The organism is Arcobacter thermotolerans (assembly GCF_983172305.1).
On sequence record NZ_CFAFZJ010000012.1, the window covers coordinates 1 to 18375 of the forward strand.

Annotated in this window: 16 protein-coding genes; 9 read left to right on the forward strand and 7 right to left on the reverse strand. The window is 28.2% G+C overall.

Features of this window, described 5'->3' with window-relative positions; genetic code table 11:
- Positions 1-34 precede the first annotated feature (34 nt).
- Entirely contained in the window at positions 35-391 is a 357-nt protein-coding gene (locus AC5LG6_RS09070) for a DUF2721 domain-containing protein (RefSeq protein ID WP_498586318.1), read from the reverse strand.
- Positions 391-768: a DUF302 domain-containing protein gene (locus AC5LG6_RS09075; protein ID WP_141049901.1), complete on the reverse strand. Its 378-nt coding sequence runs from the start codon at positions 766-768 to the stop codon at positions 391-393. The genes AC5LG6_RS09070 and AC5LG6_RS09075 overlap by 1 nt, the downstream gene beginning before the upstream one ends.
- Positions 769-1009: 241 nt before the next feature.
- Here AC5LG6_RS09075 and AC5LG6_RS09080 point away from each other — a divergent pair, with 241 nt between their 5' ends.
- The 3 genes from AC5LG6_RS09080 to AC5LG6_RS09090 all read left to right on the forward strand — a co-directional run bounded on the left by AC5LG6_RS09080 (position 1010) and on the right by AC5LG6_RS09090 (position 5474).
- Positions 1010-2407: a DEAD/DEAH box helicase gene (locus AC5LG6_RS09080; protein WP_498586319.1), complete on the forward strand. Its 1398-nt coding sequence runs from the start codon at positions 1010-1012 to the stop codon at positions 2405-2407.
- A 124-nt stretch (positions 2408-2531) separates the two neighbouring features.
- Positions 2532-4616, forward strand: coding sequence for a heavy metal translocating P-type ATPase (locus AC5LG6_RS09085; RefSeq protein WP_498586320.1), 2085 nt, complete (start codon positions 2532-2534; stop codon positions 4614-4616).
- A 9-nt stretch (positions 4617-4625) separates the two neighbouring features.
- Entirely contained in the window at positions 4626-5474 is an 849-nt protein-coding gene (locus AC5LG6_RS09090; RefSeq protein WP_498586321.1) for an aldose 1-epimerase family protein, read from the forward strand.
- A gap of 39 nt (positions 5475-5513) precedes the next feature.
- On the opposite strand, the gene lpdA is transcribed toward AC5LG6_RS09090, so the two are convergent.
- The 3 genes from lpdA to aceE are packed head-to-tail and all read right to left on the reverse strand — an operon-like array spanning position 5514 to position 11305.
- Positions 5514-6947, reverse strand: a complete 1434-nt coding sequence (lpdA, locus tag AC5LG6_RS09095) for a dihydrolipoyl dehydrogenase (protein WP_498586322.1) — start codon at positions 6945-6947, stop codon at positions 5514-5516.
- Between the two features lie 10 nt (positions 6948-6957).
- Entirely contained in the window at positions 6958-8622 is a 1665-nt protein-coding gene (locus tag AC5LG6_RS09100) for a dihydrolipoyllysine-residue acetyltransferase (protein ID WP_498586323.1), read from the reverse strand.
- Positions 8623-8632: 10 nt separating this feature from the next.
- Positions 8633-11305: a pyruvate dehydrogenase (acetyl-transferring), homodimeric type gene (gene aceE / locus AC5LG6_RS09105; protein WP_498586325.1), complete on the reverse strand. Its 2673-nt coding sequence runs from the start codon at positions 11303-11305 to the stop codon at positions 8633-8635.
- A 105-nt stretch (positions 11306-11410) separates the two neighbouring features.
- Between aceE and AC5LG6_RS09110 the strand changes: the two genes are divergently transcribed.
- Together AC5LG6_RS09110 and lipA are read left to right on the forward strand one after the other, a co-directional pair.
- Positions 11411-12127, forward strand: coding sequence for a lipoate--protein ligase family protein (locus AC5LG6_RS09110; protein WP_498586326.1), 717 nt, complete (start codon positions 11411-11413; stop codon positions 12125-12127).
- Positions 12127-13017, forward strand: a complete 891-nt coding sequence (lipA, locus tag AC5LG6_RS09115) for a lipoyl synthase (protein ID WP_498586327.1) — start codon at positions 12127-12129, stop codon at positions 13015-13017. The genes AC5LG6_RS09110 and lipA overlap by 1 nt, the downstream gene beginning before the upstream one ends.
- 11 nt (positions 13018-13028) lie before the next feature.
- On the opposite strand, the gene AC5LG6_RS09120 is transcribed toward lipA, so the two are convergent.
- Positions 13029-13571, reverse strand: a complete 543-nt coding sequence (locus tag AC5LG6_RS09120) for a hypothetical protein (RefSeq protein WP_066404383.1) — start codon at positions 13569-13571, stop codon at positions 13029-13031.
- A gap of 236 nt (positions 13572-13807) precedes the next feature.
- Between AC5LG6_RS09120 and AC5LG6_RS09125 the strand changes: the two genes are divergently transcribed.
- Together AC5LG6_RS09125 and AC5LG6_RS09130 are read left to right on the forward strand one after the other, a co-directional pair.
- Positions 13808-14374, forward strand: coding sequence for a helix-turn-helix transcriptional regulator (locus AC5LG6_RS09125; RefSeq protein WP_434253186.1), 567 nt, complete (start codon positions 13808-13810; stop codon positions 14372-14374).
- Complete coding sequence (locus AC5LG6_RS09130; protein ID WP_498586328.1) at positions 14355-15053, forward strand: nucleotidyl transferase AbiEii/AbiGii toxin family protein; 699 nt, start codon at positions 14355-14357, stop codon at positions 15051-15053. Before AC5LG6_RS09125 ends, AC5LG6_RS09130 begins: the two co-directional genes overlap by 20 nt.
- Positions 15054-15057: 4 nt before the next feature.
- On the opposite strand, the gene AC5LG6_RS09135 is transcribed toward AC5LG6_RS09130, so the two are convergent.
- A complete protein-coding gene (locus tag AC5LG6_RS09135) occupies positions 15058-15246 on the reverse strand; it encodes a hypothetical protein (protein WP_260887857.1) in 189 nt (62 codons plus the stop codon).
- A gap of 175 nt (positions 15247-15421) precedes the next feature.
- Between AC5LG6_RS09135 and AC5LG6_RS09140 the strand changes: the two genes are divergently transcribed.
- Both AC5LG6_RS09140 and AC5LG6_RS09145 read left to right on the forward strand, forming a co-directional pair.
- Positions 15422-16516, forward strand: a complete 1095-nt coding sequence (locus AC5LG6_RS09140) for an acyltransferase family protein (protein WP_498586329.1) — start codon at positions 15422-15424, stop codon at positions 16514-16516.
- Between the two features lie 64 nt (positions 16517-16580).
- On the forward strand, positions 16581-18341 hold the full coding sequence (locus AC5LG6_RS09145) for an ABC-F family ATP-binding cassette domain-containing protein (RefSeq protein WP_498586330.1): 1761 nt from the start codon (positions 16581-16583) through the stop codon (positions 18339-18341).
- Positions 18342-18375 lie beyond the last annotated feature (34 nt).

Here is an 18375-nt window from a genome sequence, read left to right on the forward strand (position 1 = left end):
ACCACTTCTAAATTCTTTCAATATTTCATTGAAATCAAAGTTTATCTCTTGTTCCATTGTCAATCCTTGATATTATTTTATCAGATTGACACGGAATTTCTAACACTCCCCCTGTTGTTGTCCCAAAAAATATTGCTCGATTTGTATTATTCATTCTCATAGTTAAAAAATCTCTTCTAGATTTTATCATATTTCTTAATTCATCATCTATTTTGTTTTGCTCTTTTTTTTCACTCTCAAATTTATCTAATTTATCAACCTTATCAATAATTCTAACTAATCTTCCTGTAAAAACATTTAGAAGTCCTGCCACACCTGCTAATAAAAAAACAGGTGCAACAGAGAGTTGAATCATACTTGATATTGAATTTACCTCACTTATATTTATCACTATTTAGCTTCTTCTATTATTTTTAAAAGCCCTTCTTGTGTTTTTTGTGCAAGTTCTATTAAATCAGGGTTTATATCATCTACTAATTGAACTAAAGAGTTTAAAGTTATATTTGTCTCTCCATCTTGAGTATAAACTGCAATTTTGCAAGGCATAATACAAGCTAAACTAATATCTTCATTTAAAAAAGTTTCAGCAACATTTGGATTGCAAATATCAATTACTTGACACTGTGCATCTAGTTTTTTACCCTTTGAGCTTAAAGTCTCTTTTATATTGTGTATATGTTGAACTCCAAAACCATGGTTTGGTGCTACTTCTTTTATACTATCAACTACTTCTTGAACTGTTTTGTTTGATATTTCTATATATTGCATTTTTTTTCCTTTTATATATTTTTGTTGATTGTAGCAAATTAATTTTTATAAAAAGATATTCTTTCCAATTTATGAATCAAAATCAAGAAATTGTGATATAATCTCACAATTTCGGCATACTTCGGTCTATGCCTGACTTCGTTTATGTAGATTTTCTACAACTCATTTAAACTCAAATTATTCAACCTAGATCGTAACTTAAGCTAATAACTTTTGTAGGTTCATAAAACAAAAGGTACTTATGTCATTTTTAAACTTAGGCTTATGCACAGAACTTCTTCGTGCAATTAAAGAAGAAGGCTATACAACAGCAACTCCTATTCAAACACAGGCTATTCCAGTAATATTAGAAAAAAAAGATGTTTTAGCAGCTGCTCAAACAGGAACTGGAAAAACAGCTGGTTTTACACTTCCACTTTTGGAATTATTAAATAAAAACTATTTAAAAGATAGAAAAAGTGTTGTAAAAGCACTTATTTTAACTCCAACAAGAGAGTTAGCAACGCAAGTAGGAGAAAGTGTTGAAGTTTATGGAAAATATCTTCCATTTAAATCAGCTGTTATTTTTGGAGGAGTTGGAATAAATCCTCAAAAAGCAATTTTGAAAAAAGGTGTTGATATTATTACAGCAACTCCTGGAAGATTGCTTGATTTGGTTTCTCAAGATTGTTTAGATTTATCAAAAGTAGAGTTTTTGGTTTTAGATGAAGCTGATAGAATGCTTGATATGGGATTTATTCATGATATTAAAAAGATATTATCAATTTTGCCAAAACATAGACAAAATCTACTTTTCTCGGCTACTTTTTCACCAGAGATTAAAAAATTAGCAGATGGTTTGCTAAAAACTCCTGTTTTAATAGAGGTTTCAAAAGCAAATAGCACTTCACACAAAGTTGAACAAACTGTTCATCATGTTGATAAAGAGAGAAAAAAAGAGCTTTTAATTCATCTTTTAAATAAAAATAGCTGGAAACAAGTTTTAGTTTTTACAAGAACAAAACATGGTGCAAATAAACTAAGTGAAGCTTTAATCAAAGATAAAATAACTTCAGCTGCAATTCATGGAAATAAATCTCAAGGTGCAAGAACAAAAGCTTTAGATGATTTTAAAGCTGGAACTGTAAGAGTTTTAGTTGCAACTGATATTGCTGCAAGGGGAATTGATATAGACCAACTTCCTCATGTAATAAATTTTGAGTTACCAAATGTTCCTGAAGATTATGTTCATAGAATAGGAAGAACTGGAAGGGCTGGAAATAGTGGAGATGCTATATCTTTAGTTTGTATTGATGAGCATGATTATCTATTAGCAATTGAGAAATTAATTAAACAAAAGATAAATAAAATAGCAATAGAAGGTTTTAAAGTAAATCCAAATATAAAAGCAGAACCTATTTCAAATGGTAGAAATAGATCAAATAGTGGTGGAAATAGATCAACACAAAGTAGAGTTTCTAAAACAGAAGATAAAACTTATAGTTCAAAAAGAACTTTTGGTAGAAAAAGAGATGAAGAAAAATCATCTTCAAGTGAAAAACCAAGAGGAAATAGCAATAGATTTTCTTCAAAAAAAAGTGAAACTTCATCTAGTAGCACAAGAAATAGAAGAGTAAGCTCTAGTTTAAAAAATAAATAGACTCAAATTTTAAGTAAGATATTGCAAAATATCTTACTCTTTTAACAAAATTAATATTCAATTCATAGCCATATAGATATACTTTTTTCTTTAAAAATATAGTAAATATAGAAAGAATTTATAGATGAAAAAACTAAAACTACAAAATCTCGATTGCGCAAACTGTGCTTTAAAAATAGAAAAAACTTTAAATAATATGACACAACTATCAAATGTAAGGCTTAATTTCTCAACTTCTACTTTAACATTTGAGCAAAATATAGACAAAGATTTAAGTGATTTAATAGAAAAAGAGATTCAAAAGATAGAAAAAGAGGTAATCATTGTAAAAGAAGAGAGTAAAAATCAAAAAAGATTTTGGCAAAATTTAGACAAAAAGCTTTTGTTTATTACTTTTTTATCACTTTTTTTAACTTACATCTCATATAACTATATAGAAAATAGACAAATACAAATAGCAGTTTTTTTAATAGCATATATGATTGTTGCTTGGGATGTTTTATATAAGGCATTTAAAAATATTATTGTTGGAAAAGTTTTTGATGAGTATTTTTTAATGTCAATTGCAACAATTGGAGCAATTGCTCTTTTTGATTTTGTTGAGGCTATTGCTGTTATGATTTTTTATCAAGTTGGTGAGATGTTTCAAAGAGTTGCTGTAAATAATTCAAGAGATAGTATAAATGCACTTATAGATATAAAACCAGAATTTGCATTTGTAAAAGAGGGTGAAACTGTTGCTCAAAAAACTCCCCAAGAGTTACAACTAGATGATGTTATTTTAGTAAAAGTTGGAGAAAAAGTTCCAGTTGATGCTATTTTGCTTGAAAACTCTTGCTCTTTTGATACAAGTGCAATAACAGGTGAGTTTAAACCAAAAACTTTAAAACAAAATGAAGAGGTTTTAAGTGGATATATAAATGTTTCAAATGCTGTTTATCTAAAAGTAAAATCACTTTACAAAGACTCAACAATTGCAAAGGTAATTGAGCTAATTGAAAATGCAAGTTTAAAAAAGGCAAATGCTGAAAAATTTATTACAAAATTTGCTTCAGTTTATACTCCAATAGTTGTTGTTTTGGCTCTTTTTTTAGCATTTTTACCACCACTTTTTATAGAAAATGCTTTATACTCTGATTGGATTGAAAGAGCCTTGGTATTTTTAGTAATCTCTTGTCCTTGTGCTTTGGTTATATCTGTTCCTCTATCATATTTTAGTGCTATTGGAGCTGTTTCAAAAAAAGGTGTACTGGTAAAGGGTGCAAATTATATAGAAAAACTAACTGAAATCAAAAATTTTGTTTTTGATAAAACAGGAACTTTGACAAAAGGGGTTTTTGAAGTTACAAAAGTAGAAGCTTTTGATATGAGTAAAAATGAGCTTCTAAGAGTTATTGCGACAGTTGAGAGCTTTTCAACTCATCCAATAGCAAAAGCAGTTGTAAAAGAGTGTAAAGAGGAGTTAAACCTAAAAGAGCTTAGTTTTAGCGAAGAGTTTAGTGGTTTAGGTATAAAAGCTATTGTAAATGAAAAAGAGATTTTAGTAGGAAACAGAAAACTTCTTGAAAAATTTGGTATAAAAATTGCACAAAATCTAAATGAGAATTTAAATATTGTTTATGTATCAATAAACTCAAAATTTGTTGGATATATTGTTGTAAGTGATGTTATAAAAAGTGAAGCAAAAGAGTTTTTAAAAGAGTTAAAAAAACTAAATATATTAAAAACTTTTATGCTAACAGGAGATAAAAAAGAGCAAGCCTTAGAAGTTGCAAAAAATATAGGAATTGATGAGGTAAGATATGAACTACTACCACAAGATAAACTAAAAATTTATGAAAATATAAAAAAAGATACAAACCAAACAACTGCATTTGTAGGAGATGGAATAAACGATGCACCAACTTTAGCAAATGCTGATATTGGTTTTGCTATGGGTGGAATTGGAAGTGATTTGGCTATAAAATCTGCTGATGTTATAGTTTTAAATGATAATTTAAATTCAATAAGCGATGCAATAAAAATAGCTAAAAAAACAAAAGTTATTGTATATCAAAATATTATTTTCATAATGGCTGTAAAAATTGGCTTTTTATTTTTGGGAGCAGGGGCTGTGATTGGAATGCAAGAGGCGATTTTTGCAGATATGGGAGTAGCTTTAATAGCTATATTTAACTCTATGAGAATTTTAAAAGAGATTAAAAAATAGGAAAATATTTTGAATTATGAGATAAAAAATAGTTTTATAAAAGCAAAAATCAAATCATTTGGAGCTGAATTAAATAGTTTACAAAAAATAGAGAATGATTTTGAATATATTTGGCAAGCAGATTCAAAATACTGGGCAAGACACTCACCTGTGCTTTTTCCAATAGTAGGAAGATTAAAAGATGATAGTTACATATATAAAGGTAAAAAATATAATTTATCACAACATGGTTTTGCAAGAGATAAAGATTTTGAACTTGTTAAAAAAGATGAAGATTTTATTGAGTTTAGTTTAAAAAATGATGAAAAAACTTTGGAAATTTATCCATTTTTGTTTGAGTTAAATATCTCTTATAAATTAGATAAAAGAAAACTAATAATTTCATATAAAGTAAAAAACATAAGTGAAGATAAAATGTACTTTTCAATTGGAGCTCATCCAGCTTTTAATATTTCAAATGGTGATTTTTTAGAGTTTGAGGAGATAGAGAAAACAAAGAGATATTTCTTAAACGATAAAGGTTTAATTTACAAAGAAGAAGAGTTGTTTTTTTTGGAAAATAAAATTATTTTGAATGAAAACATATTTAAAAATGATGCTTTAATTTTTAATGATAAAAATATAAAATCTATTATTTTAAGAGATAAAAACAATAGTAAAATTTTAAAAGTAGAATTTAAAGATTTTCCATATTTGGGAATTTGGTCAAAACCAAATCTTACACCATTTGTTTGTATTGAACCTTGGTTTGGAGTTGCAAATGAGGAAAATTCAAATCAAAATCTAGAAGATAAAAGAGGAATTCAAGTTTTACAAAAAGATGATATTTTTTCTTGTCTTTATAGTATAGAAGTATGAGTTATTTTATTTATTTTTAAATAGAACTATAAAGAGAAATTATTTTCTCTTTATAGCTTTTGCGTTTGGTAAATCTGTTATAGTTCCTTCATAAATCTCAGCGGCCATACCTATTGATTCATGTAAAGTTGGGTGAGCATGAATTGTAAGAGCCAAATCTTGGGCATCACAATCCATCTCAAGAGCAAGTGAAATTTCACCTAAAAGCTCTCCAGCATTCTCCCCAACAATCGCTCCACCAATAAGCTGATTTGTATCTTTATTAAAAATTAGTTTTGTAAGCCCAGTATTTGAAACATCACTTGCTAGTGCTCTTCCACTTGCACTCCAAGGAAATGAGCTAACTTCATAGTTAATACCAGCTTTTTTAGCCTCAATTTCAGTCATCCCAGCCCATGCAATTTCTGGGAATGTATAAGCAATAGAAGGTATCTGTTTTGGTTCAAAATAAACTTTATGACCAGCAATAACTTCAGCAGCTACATGCCCTTCATGTACAGCTTTGTGTGCAAGCATTGGTTGACCTATAATATCTCCAATAGCAAATATATGATTTACTTTTGTTCGCAGTTGATTATCAACTTTGATTAATCCTTGTTCATTTACCTCTATAGAAGTATTTTCAAGTCCAAGTTTGTTTCCATTTGCACTTCTTCCAAGAGCAACTAAAACTGCATCATATAAGATTCCCTCTTTAGGTGCATTTTCACCTTTAAACTCTACATAAATTCCATCTTGTTTTGGAATTATACTTTGAGTTTGAGTTTTACTCATGATATTAAATCTATCTTTATTTGCTTTTGTATAAAGTTTTATCAAATCAGCATCAGTTCCAGTCATAAGTTGCTCTCCACGAATCGCAACATCAACTTGACTTCCCAAAGTTGAATAAACCGTACCCATCTCAAGACCAATAATTCCACCACCAAGAATTAGAAGTTTTTTTGGAACTTCTTTTACCTCTAAAGCATCTGTTGAATCCCAAATTCTAGGGTCTTCATGAGGAATAAATGACATTTTAGAGCTTTGACTTCCAGCTGCAATAATACAGTAATCAAAACTTACTTTTGTTTTTTCATCACTATTTGTAAGAGCAACTTCAACACTATGTTCATCTAAAAATGTTGCATAACCTTGAATATGGTTTACTTTTCTCATTTTAGCCATTGCATCTAAACCACCAGTTAGTTTTTTTACAACTCCACTTTTATACTCTGCAACCTTTTTTATATCAATTTTTGGCTCTTCATAAAATATTCCAGCATTTTTTATATGTTTTGCCTCTTCAATAACTTTTGCAACATGAAGTAAAGCTTTAGAAGGAATACAACCTACATTTAAGCAAACTCCACCTAAAGTTGAGTATCTCTCAACTATAGTTGTTTCAAATCCTAAATCAGCACATCTAAAAGCAGCAGAATAACCACCAGGTCCTGCTCCAATTACTAAAACTTGAGTTTTTATTTCATTCATAAATAACTCCTTATAGACTTAAAAGTCTTAAATCACTTAGGATTTGACTTAAAGTTGTTGTAAATCTAGCACCATCAGCACCATCTATTACTTTATGATCATAAGATAGACTAAGTGGAAGCATTAGTCTAGGTTTAAATTTTTTACCATTAAAAATTGGTTTCATAGATGATTTTGATACACCTAAAATTGCAACTTCTGGAGAGTTTATAATTGGTGTAAAGTATGTTCCACCAATTCCACCTAGACTTGAAATTGTAAAGCATCCACCACTCATATCATTTGAAGTTAATTTTCCTTCTCTTGCTTTTTGAGATAGTTGTGCTAACTCAATTGCAATCTCTTTGAAACCTTTTTTATCTACATCTTTAATAACAGGAACTAAAAGTCCATTTGGTGTATCAACAGCAACTCCAATATTATAATACTCTTTCATAATTAGCTCTTGACCATCACTACTTAAGCTTGAGTTAAATTTTGGATGAATTTTTAGAGCTTTTTCAACTGCTTTTATTATAAATACAAGAGGTGAAAGTTTGAAATCTTTTGCTTTCTCATTTTGCTCAATTCTAAACTCTTCAAGCTCTGTAATATCAGCTTCATCAAATTGTGTAACATGAGGTGCTGATAGATAGTTTTTGTGTAAAAATGGACCTGATACTTTTTGAACACGACTAAGCTCAACTCTATTGATTTTCCCAAATTGTGAAAAATCAATCTCTTTTGACTCAGGCAAATTAAACCCAAATCCAACACCTGTTGCACTTGCTGGTTTATTTAATTGCTCTTTTACATAAGCTTTAATATCTTCAACTAAAATTCTTCCTTTTGCAGCACTACCTTTTACAAAACCTAAATCAACTCCAAACTCTCTTGCAATTTTTCTAACACTTGGACTTGCATATACTTTTGTTGCTTTTTTAGATAATACTTTACTCTCTTCTTCAATATCTGCACTTCTTGCAGCTACTTCTTGAAGAGTTGGTTTTGCATTACTACTTTTTTCAACAGTTGTAGGAGTTGAATTTGCAGTAAAAGTTGGAGTTGGAACTTTATCTTCAATTACAACAGTTTTAATAACTTTTGCAATTAAATCTCCACTATTAATTTTTTGACCTTTTTCTACAAAAATTTCAATAACTTCCCCACCAAAAGGTGCAGGAACATCCATAGAAGCTTTTTCAGTCTCTAAAGTAATAATACTGTAATCTTTTACAATAATATCTCCAACATGAATCATAACATCAATTAAATCAACATCTTTTTCAGCACCTAAATCAGGAACTCTTACCTCTTCAACAACTGATTGTATAGATTGCTCTTTTACAAATTGAGGAGGAGTTGAAACAGCTACAACTTCTTCTTTTGGCTCTTCAATTTTTGAAGCAGTAGCAGTAATTTCATCAGCTTGATTACTATTTGATTCAACTTCATTCGTTGCTTCAATTTTAGCAATTAAATCTCCACTATTTACCTTATCTCCAACTTTTACTAAAATCTCAACAATCTTACCTTTATATGGAGTTGGAACATCCATCGATGCTTTTTCAGTTTCAAGAGTGATTAAACCATCTTCAATCTCAACAATATCGCCAACTTTTATCATAACATCAATTAAATCAACATCTTTGTCAGCACCTAAATCTGGAATAAAAACATCATATATTTTTGCCATTTTTTACTCCTTACGCATTTCTAGGATTGATTTTATTTGTATCAATCGCATATTTATTTTTAGCTTCAAGAGCCACTTTTTTATCTATTTTCCCATTTATTGCAAGTTCTGCTAATGTTGTATAAACAATAAAGTTTGTATCAACTTCAAAGAATTTTCTTAAATTTGCTCTACTATCACTTCTTCCAAAACCATCTGTTCCTAAAGCTTTGAAATTTCCTTTGATATAAGGTCTTAACTGTTCAGAATAAGCTTTCATATAGTCAGTTGCACTTATAATAATACTATCTGTATCACTTCCTAAAACTTTTTCTATATATGGAGTTTTAGCAGTTGTATCAAGATTTAATAAATTCTCTCTTTCTAAATCTTGAGCTTCTCTTGTTAATTCATTGTAAGAAGTAACAGAGTAGATATCAACTTTTATATCATACTCTTTTGATAAAATTTCTGCTGCTTTCATAGCCTCTTGGAATATAGAACCAGAACCTAGAAGTTTAACTTTGTAGTCATTTTTTGCTTCAAAAGTTTTTACTTTATAAATTCCTTTTATAATTCCCTCTTGTGAATTTTCTGGCATTGCAGGTTGTGCATAGTTTTCATTTAATGTTGTAATATAGTAGAAAATATCTTCTTGATTTTCTCCATACATTCTTTCAATTCCATTTTGAACAATAACAGCAACTTCATATCCATATGTTGGATCATAAGTAATACAATTTGGAATAGTATTTGCTAAAATATGAGAGTGTCCATCTTCGTGTTGTAATCCTTCTCCATTTAGTGTTGTTCTTCCACTTGTTCCTCCAACTAAGAATCCTCTTGCTTTTTGATCACCAGCTGCCCAACATAAATCTCCAGTTCTTTGGAACCCAAACATTGAGTAGAATATATAAAATGGAATCATTGGATAATCATTTACAGAATAAGATGTTGCAGCTGCAATCCACGAACTCATAGCTCCAAGCTCATTTATTCCTTCTTGTAAAACTTGACCTTTTATATCTTCTTTATAAAATGCAACTTGGTCTTTATCTTGTGGAATATACTTTTGTCCAGCACTTGAATAAATTCCAAATTGTCTAAACATACCTTCCATTCCAAATGTTCTAGCTTCATCAGGAACTATTGGAACAATATTTTTACCTATTTGTTTATCTTTTAATAAAGCATTTAAAACTCTTACAAATGCCATAGTTGTAGATATTTCTCTATCTCCACTACCTGCAATTATACTTTCAAATTCGCTTAACGCTGGAATTTCAAGTTTATTTGAAAATTTCTCTCTTCTTTGTGGTACAAACCCACCAAGAGCTGCTCTTTTTTCTTTTAAATATTGAACTTCTGCAGAGTTTTCATCTGGTTTGTAGTATGAGTAAGATTCAACATCTTCATCACTAATTGGTAAATCAAATCTATCTCTAAATGCTTTTAACTGATTTACATCTACTTTTTTAACACCGTGAGCAATATTCATACCCTCAGCTGCACTTCCCATTCCATAACCTTTTACAGTTTTTGCTAAAATTACAGAAGGTCTTCCTTTTGTCTCAACTGCTTTTTTATAAGCTGCATAAACCTTAACAGGATCGTGACCACCTCTGTTTAATTTCCAAATATCATTGTCACTTAAATTTTCAACAAGTTTTGCAGTTTCTGGGAATTTATTAAAGAAATTTTCTCTTGTATATGCTCCACCTTTTTGTTTAAAGTTTTGATACTCTCCATCAACTGTTTTCTCCATTAGCTCAAGAAGTTTTCCAGATGTGTCTTTTTCAAGTAAATTATCCCATAATCCACCCCAAATAACTTTGATTACTTCCCAACCAGCTCCTCTAAATTCACTTTCAAGTTCTTGGATGATTTTTCCATTTCCTCTTACTGGACCATCAAGTCTTTGTAAGTTACAGTTTATTACAAAAATTAAATTATCTAACTCTTCTCTAGCAGCCATACCAATAGCACCTAAAGACTCAGGTTCATCACACTCTCCATCTCCCATAAAGCAGTAAACTTTTTGAGCACTACAATCTTTAATTCCTCTATTTGTAAGGTATTTTAAAAATCTTGCTTGATAAATTGCTTGTAAAGGTCCTAATCCCATAGACACTGTAGGAAATTGCCAATATGTAGGCATAAGTTTTGGGTGTGGATATGAAGATAATCCATCTGCAAAAGCTTCTTGTCTAAAGTTATCCATCTGCTCTTGAGTAAATCTTCCTTCTAGAAAACTTCTAGCATAAATACCAGGACTTATATGTCCTTGAAAAAATATCAAATCTCCACCATCTTTATCATTTGGTGCTTTAAAAAAATGATTAAAAGCTACGTCATAAAGTGTTGCTGATGATTGAAACGATGCAATATGACCACCAAGTTCAAGTTGCTTGTTTGAAGCTCTTTGAACCATGATTTGTGCATTCCATCTAATAATAGATCTAATTTTTCTCTCTAAATCCATATTCGCTGGAATTTTTGGTTCCTCTTCTTTAGGAATAGAGTTTATATAAGCAGTTGTTGCACTAAAAGGTAAGTGTGCACCACTTCTTCTTGATTTATCTATTAATTTTTCTAGTAAAAAGTGAGCTCTTTGTACTCCCTCTTCATCTATAACAGCTTCTAAAGCCTCCATCCACTCTTTAGTTTCTAGCGGATTAACATCTTCTAATTGTACTTTTGGCATAAATATCCTTTATAAAAGTTTTCTTAAGTTTTAAAACTAATTTGGAATTTTAATTTAAAATAAATTATAATTCGCTTATATCAAATATTTTAAGGATTAAAATAGATGAAAATTAACAATAAATTTAGATTGATTATAACACAAAATCTTAGTTCTAAGATTAATTCAAATATAGATAAAGCTTTATTTAAAGCTTTCAAAAATGATAGTTTTCCAATCTTAAGACTCTATTCTTGGGAGGATTGTATTACTTTTGGAGCAGGGCAAGATATTGATGATTACAAAAAATTACAAAGCGATTACAAAAATAATGTTTCAAAACGATTAACTGGAGGAGGAGTACTTTTTCATGGTCATGATATTTCATATACAATTTTATTAAATCCAAATGCAATAGAAAATCGTGATGTAAAAGAGACATATTTTTTTATTTGTCAATTTTTATTAAAATTTTATGAAGATTTGGGATTAAAACCAAAATTTGCAAAAGATGAAGAAAGTATAGTTTTAAGTAAAAGTCCTTTTTGTCAAGTTGGATTTGAAGCATACGATATTATAATTGATGGTAAAAAAATAGGTGGGAATGCACAAAAAAGAGCTAAAAATTGTATTCTTCAGCATGGCTCAATACCACTTTTTACAAAAGAAGATAATGAAGTTTTTGGAAGTTCTTTACAAGATTTTTGGATAAACTTAAATTTTGAAGAGGCAAAAGATGGTTTAATAAAAGCTTTTAAAGAAGTTTTTGAAGTTGAAATATTTGAAGATAGTTTAAATGAAGAAGAGAAAAATATTTTAGAAAAAATAGAAGAGGAAAAGTAGTGATACAAACAATAAATACAAATGAAGTAGCTTATAAAAAGCCGCAGTGGCTAAGAAAAAAATTGACTCCACATACACAAGTTGAGATGGAAAATTTGCTTAAAGATGTTGGTGGACTTCATACAATTTGTCAAGAGGCAAAATGTCCAAATATAAGTGAATGTTTTTCAAATAAAAATGCAACATTTTTGATTTTAGGAAATATTTGTACAAGAAGATGTACATATTGCAATGTAACAACAGGAATGCCAAAAAAGGTAGATGAGAGTGAAATAAAAAAAGTAACTACTTCGGTTTTAACTTTGGGCTTAAAATTTGTAGTAATTACAAGCCCAGCAAGAGATGATTTAGCTGATGGTGGAGCAGAGCAGTTTTATAAAGTTACAAGAGATATTATTGAAAAATCTCCAGATACAAAAGTTGAGATACTAATCCCTGATTTTAAGGGAAATGATGAGAGTTTAAAAAGAGTTATAGATTCAGGTGCTACAATTATTGGACACAATGTAGAAACAGTTCCTTCTTTATATCGTATAAGAAGAAATGGAACTTATGGAAGAAGTTTAGAAGTTTTAAAAAGATTAAAAGAGCTTGGTGGCGATAAGATTAAAACAAAAAGTGCTTTGATGGTAGGACTTGGAGAGACACAAGATGAGATGATTCAAGTGTTTCAAGATTTATTAGATGTTGGTTGTAAGTTTTTAAGTATTGGACAATATCTAGCACCTAGTGGTGATTTTGAAAAAGTTATTGAGTTTGTAAAGCCAGAACAATTTGAAAAGTATGAAAAAATAGCTTATGATATGGGATTTGAGTTTGTAAAGGCAAGTCCATATGCAAGAAGTTCGTATATGGCCCATCACTATTTGAATATGGCTAGCGCTTTGTAAGAAGTAGGGATTTAATAAATCTCTACTTTTGAGTTTGCTATTTTTTTGTATATTTTTAGATTTTTATTTAGTGGTAACCAGTTTACTAAAACTATAGCTAAAGCTTCCCAAAGTGCTACCCAACCACCAATCATAACACCTTCAGAAACTATTTTTATAGCCAAGTTCTCTTCTTCTGATAAGATAAAAGAGAGAGTAACAAGAAAAAATCCAATAATAAAAAAGATAATAGAGTTTTTTAAACTCTCTTTCATACTCTTTTTTTCCAAAAATTGAAGATATGAAAAATACTCATTTATACTACTTTGAAGCCTTTTTGATGAGTCTATTGAGATACTATCTTCAAAATGAAACTGTAGAATAAAAGGAGCATTTTCTATCTCATCTACACTTTCAAAAAGATACTCTTCTAGTTTTTCTTTTAAATCTTTTTTTATAAATGATGACTTTTGGTCATAATCTTCATATAAATCTTCTATCTTTTTTGTGTTAATTTTTATGATTAAATTTCCATTTTCATCTTTGTCGTATCTGTTTAAAATATAGTTTTCCATAAATCTGCTTATTTAAAATTTTTTTATTTTACAATATTTTGCTTAATCTAGAAGTGTAATATTTTGTTATTTAATTTTTCTTTATTTTAAATTTCTCTTCCAAAGCTTTTAGCTCATCTATATTTTCTTGTGCTTTTTTACTATTTTTCTAAACAAAACTTAAAAATATGCTTTGCAAATATTATCATATTATGATAATATTTTAAATGTTTAAATTATCATATAAGGATAATAAAATGATAGCACCAATAGATTTTATAAAAGAAAAATATATAGAACCAAATAAAATAACACAAGATAAACTTTGTGAAATTTTACAAATAGGTAAAAAAACGATAAGTGAACTCTATCAGAAAAAGAGAGGTTTTACTATACATACAGCAAAAAAATTTGCAAAATTTTTTGATTTGAAACCAGAGTTTATATTATTAAAGCAAATGGAATATGATTTATCTTTAGATAAAGAAAATTATGATTTTATAAAACCATATAATAAATTTTTAGAAGAAGAGAAAAAAATATCTATAGCAAAATGGATATTATCAATTATAAATAACTCTATAAGTGACCAAAGACTCCACTATACTTTAGATGATTTATACAATATTTTTTCAAAACCAACAACAGATAAAAAATATCAATATGCAATAACTACAATTTTTAATGAAGTAAATTATGATGATGTAATAAAATATTGTGAAATTTTTGATATTGATAAAACAAATTTAAAAATATTATATGATTATTATAAAGACCAGTACAATGCAAAGGAGATTTCAGAATATGAGTGGCTATTTAAATAATTTTGAACAACAAATAAATACTTTAAATAGTGTTTATTATGAGTTATTAGCTCCTATTGAAAAACAGTCAACTTTGAAAAATTGGTGGGTTTTTGGTGGTGGCACTGCTTTAGCAATGTTTCATTTTAATCACAGAAAATCGTTTGATATAGATATATTTGTCACAGAATCACAACTTTTTGATTTTTTAAATCCAAAATGGTACATAGATGAGACAAATTTATTTGATAGTAATGAATACAGATTTGATGGGATAAATCACCATGTACAACTTAAAACTAAAGATGATATAAAAGTAGATTTTTTACTTAATGAATCAATTATAAACAATCCTATAGAAAATGAAATCATAAAGTTAGATTATAAACTTTTTTATGAATCAATTGAAGATATAGTAGCAAAAAAAATAAAGTATAGAAAACAAGATAATCTTACTCGTGATATTTTTGATATTGCAGTAGCTATATTTTTTGATAAAAAAATTATTGAAAATTTAGTTTTTTCAAGATTTATTTCCTTGGATGACTTAGATATTTTAAACTCATCTTTAGATAGACTTGATGAGAAAAAATATATTCTAGAGCTTGAAAAAATTGAACCACAAACTAAAAAGTTTGAAAATATAGCTTTAAATGCTAAAAATATAATTCAAAAAAGTATTAAATCTTTAGAAATATAAAATTTTATTTTTTTATTTTAAATTTCTCTTCCAAAGCTTTTAACTCATCTGCATTTTCTTGTGCTTTTTTTACAGCCTCTTCAAAGGCGAAGCCTTTTTGAATAATTTCAAAAAGTCTAGGTTTCTCTTTTTTCCAGTTTCTTAGTGTCATTGGAGTTACTTTTAAAATTCCTGCCATATCTCTTTGAGTCATTTTTATCCTTTTTTATTTAAAAATTAACTCAAATTTTTTGACAAAACAACAAGCAAATAATTTGCTCTAATAAGTAGATATTGGCAAAATATTTGCCTTATTAAGTATTGATTAGATAATATTTAGCTCAAAATTTTAAAAAAGAGAAAAATATTATTCTTTACAAGGTAACAATATGAATCAAAGGTTTTTAGTTCTTGATAGCTTTAGGGGAATTGCAGCAATTTGTGTTGTAATTTTTCATATGCACATAATTGGCTCAATTACAGAGCTTAGTTTTTTTAGGGGAAGTAGTCTGTTTGTTGAATTCTTCTTTGTTTTAAGTGGTTTTGTTTTAGCTCATACTTATGGCTTTAAAGATGTAACTTTTAAAAGATTTATAATAAGTAGAACTTTTAGACTGTATCCTTTACATTTGTTTATGTTTTTTATTTTTGTTTTATTGGAATTAGGTAAATTAATTGCATATAATTATGGTTTTTCTTTTAATAATGAACCATTTTCAAATTCATATTCTTTAAAAGAAGTTTTACCTAATTTATTATTTTTGCAATCGTGGTTGCCTTTTACTATTCCAACTAGTTGGAATGGTCCAGCTTGGAGTTTAAGTGTTGAGTATTATATGTATATTATCTTTTTCTTTACACTTTTTATAAAATCAAATTTAAAATATATTGTTTGGTTTTTGTTTTCATTTATATCTTTTTATATAATTATAAATAGTTTTGGAGTTATGAGTGAAGTTATTCGTGGACTTTCATGTTTTTTTGCTGGAGCTTTAACATATCTTATTTATCGTAAAATTAATTTAAAATTTGAAAAGATAAATACAAACTTATTTTCTGTTGTAGAGTTTTTATTAATATTTTTAATTATCTACATAATTTCATATGTTGAAGAATACAAAGCAATATATGCAAGTTTAATATTTTTGGTAATTGTATTTTTCTTTGCATTTGAAAAAGGAGTTTTATCAAAAATTTTAAAAGCTTCATTTTTTCAACTATTAGGAAAATTGTCTTATTCAATTTATATGACACATGCTGCAATTTTATATTGTTTAGTTTCTGTTTCCATGGTTTTAGAAAAAATATTAAATAAGAAATTTGCACCAATGATTGAAACTGTTAGATATATTGATTTTGGAAATATTTTTATAAATAACTTTGTTGTATTTATCATACTTTTTATAGTAATTTTTATATCTATGCTTACTTACAAATATATTGAAGTAAAAGGGCAAGAGTTTGGAAAAAGGTTTTTAAAATAACCAACCTCTAACACAAAATATAATATAATCCCGCCTTAAAAATTTCAAAAAATAGAGAAAACAGATGATAGAGCTAATAAATATACAAAAATCATACCCAACACAAACTTTATATCAAGATTTAAATTTAAGATTAAATAAAGGCGATAAAGTTGGACTTGTTGGACGAAATGGTACAGGAAAATCAACACTTTTTAAACTTATTCTTGGAGAAGAGCAACCTGATAGTGGAGATATTGCAACTCCAAAAAACTATAAAATAGGTGCTTTGAAACAATATTTTGATTTTAAAGAGAAAACTTTACTTGATGAAACAGCAACTGCTTTAAGTGAAGATGATAAGTACAATATTTATAAAGCTGAAAAAATTTTATTTGGTTTAGGATTTAGTGAAGAGGATTTACAAAAAGAGCCAAAGAGTTTTTCAGGTGGTTACCAAATAAGAATAAATTTAGCAAAACTTCTTTTAACAGAGCCAAATATGCTACTTCTTGATGAGCCTACAAACTATTTAGATATTTTATCTATTAGATGGTTAAGAGAGTTTTTGAAAAGTTTTGATGGAGAAGTTATACTTATTACTCACGATAGAGATTTTATGAATAGTGTTTGTACACACACTATGGGAATTATTAGAAAAAATGCTTTTATAATTGCTGGAAGTACAACTAAATTCTTTGAACAATTAGCAGCAAATGAAGAGCATTATATGAAGCAAAAAGAGGCTCAAGATAAAAAAATAAAAGATCTTGAAGAGTTTATTGCAAAAAATAAAGCAAGGGCAGCAACAGCAACTTTGGCTCAATCAAAAGTAAAAATTCTTGAAAAAATGGAAGTTATGGAAGATATTGTCTATGAAAAAGATTTGAAGTTTGATTTCAATTACAAAGATACAAGTGCAAAATATCTGCTTGAAGTAAAAGATGTAAGTTTTGGATATTATAAAAGTAATATTCTTTTCAAAGATATAACTTTTGCATTAAGTCGTGGTGAAACTTTAGGAATTATAGGAAAAAATGGAAAAGGTAAATCTACACTTTTAAATGTTCTTGCAGGTGAATTAAAAGCTCTTAGTGGAAGTGTAGATTTTCATCCAAGCACAGTTTTTGGTCATTTTGGCCAAACAAATATAAATCATTTAAATCAAAATAATACAATTATTGAAGAGATACAAAGTGTAAATAATAAAATATCAGAATCAGTTATACGAAATATTTGTGGAATTATGATGTTTAGTGGAGATAATGCAAAGAAAAAGATATCTCTTCTTTCAGGTGGAGAAAAAAGTAGGGTAATGCTTGGAAAAATTATTGCACAAGATGTAAATCTTCTTTTCCTTGATGAGCCTACAAATCACCTTGATATTGAATCAATTGAAGCACTTACAACTGCTATAAAAGAGTTTGAGGGTTCAAGTATTATAGTAACTCACAGTGAAGAGCTACTAAGAGCAGTTTGTGATAGATTAATAGTTTTTACAAATGATGGAGCTGATTATTTTAATGGAACTTATGATGAATTTTTAGAAAAAATAGGTTGGGGTGATGATATTGAAGATGCAAAACCAACAAAAACTAAAGAGAGCCAAAAAAGTGATAAACCAAAGTTAAATAAAAAAGAGAGTAAACAGTTAAGAGCTCAATTGGTTGCTAAAAAAAGTCAAGATTTAAAACCTCTAAAAGCTAAAATAGAAGAGTTAGAAAATAAAGCTTCTACACTTTTTGGTCTTGATAAAACAAAAGTAGAAAATGAAATTTTAGAAGTTATGCAAAAAATTGAGAGTATAAATAGTGAATTTGATAAAAATATGAGTGAGTTGTCTTAATTAAATATTAGCAAGGTGCAAAAGCACCAAGCTA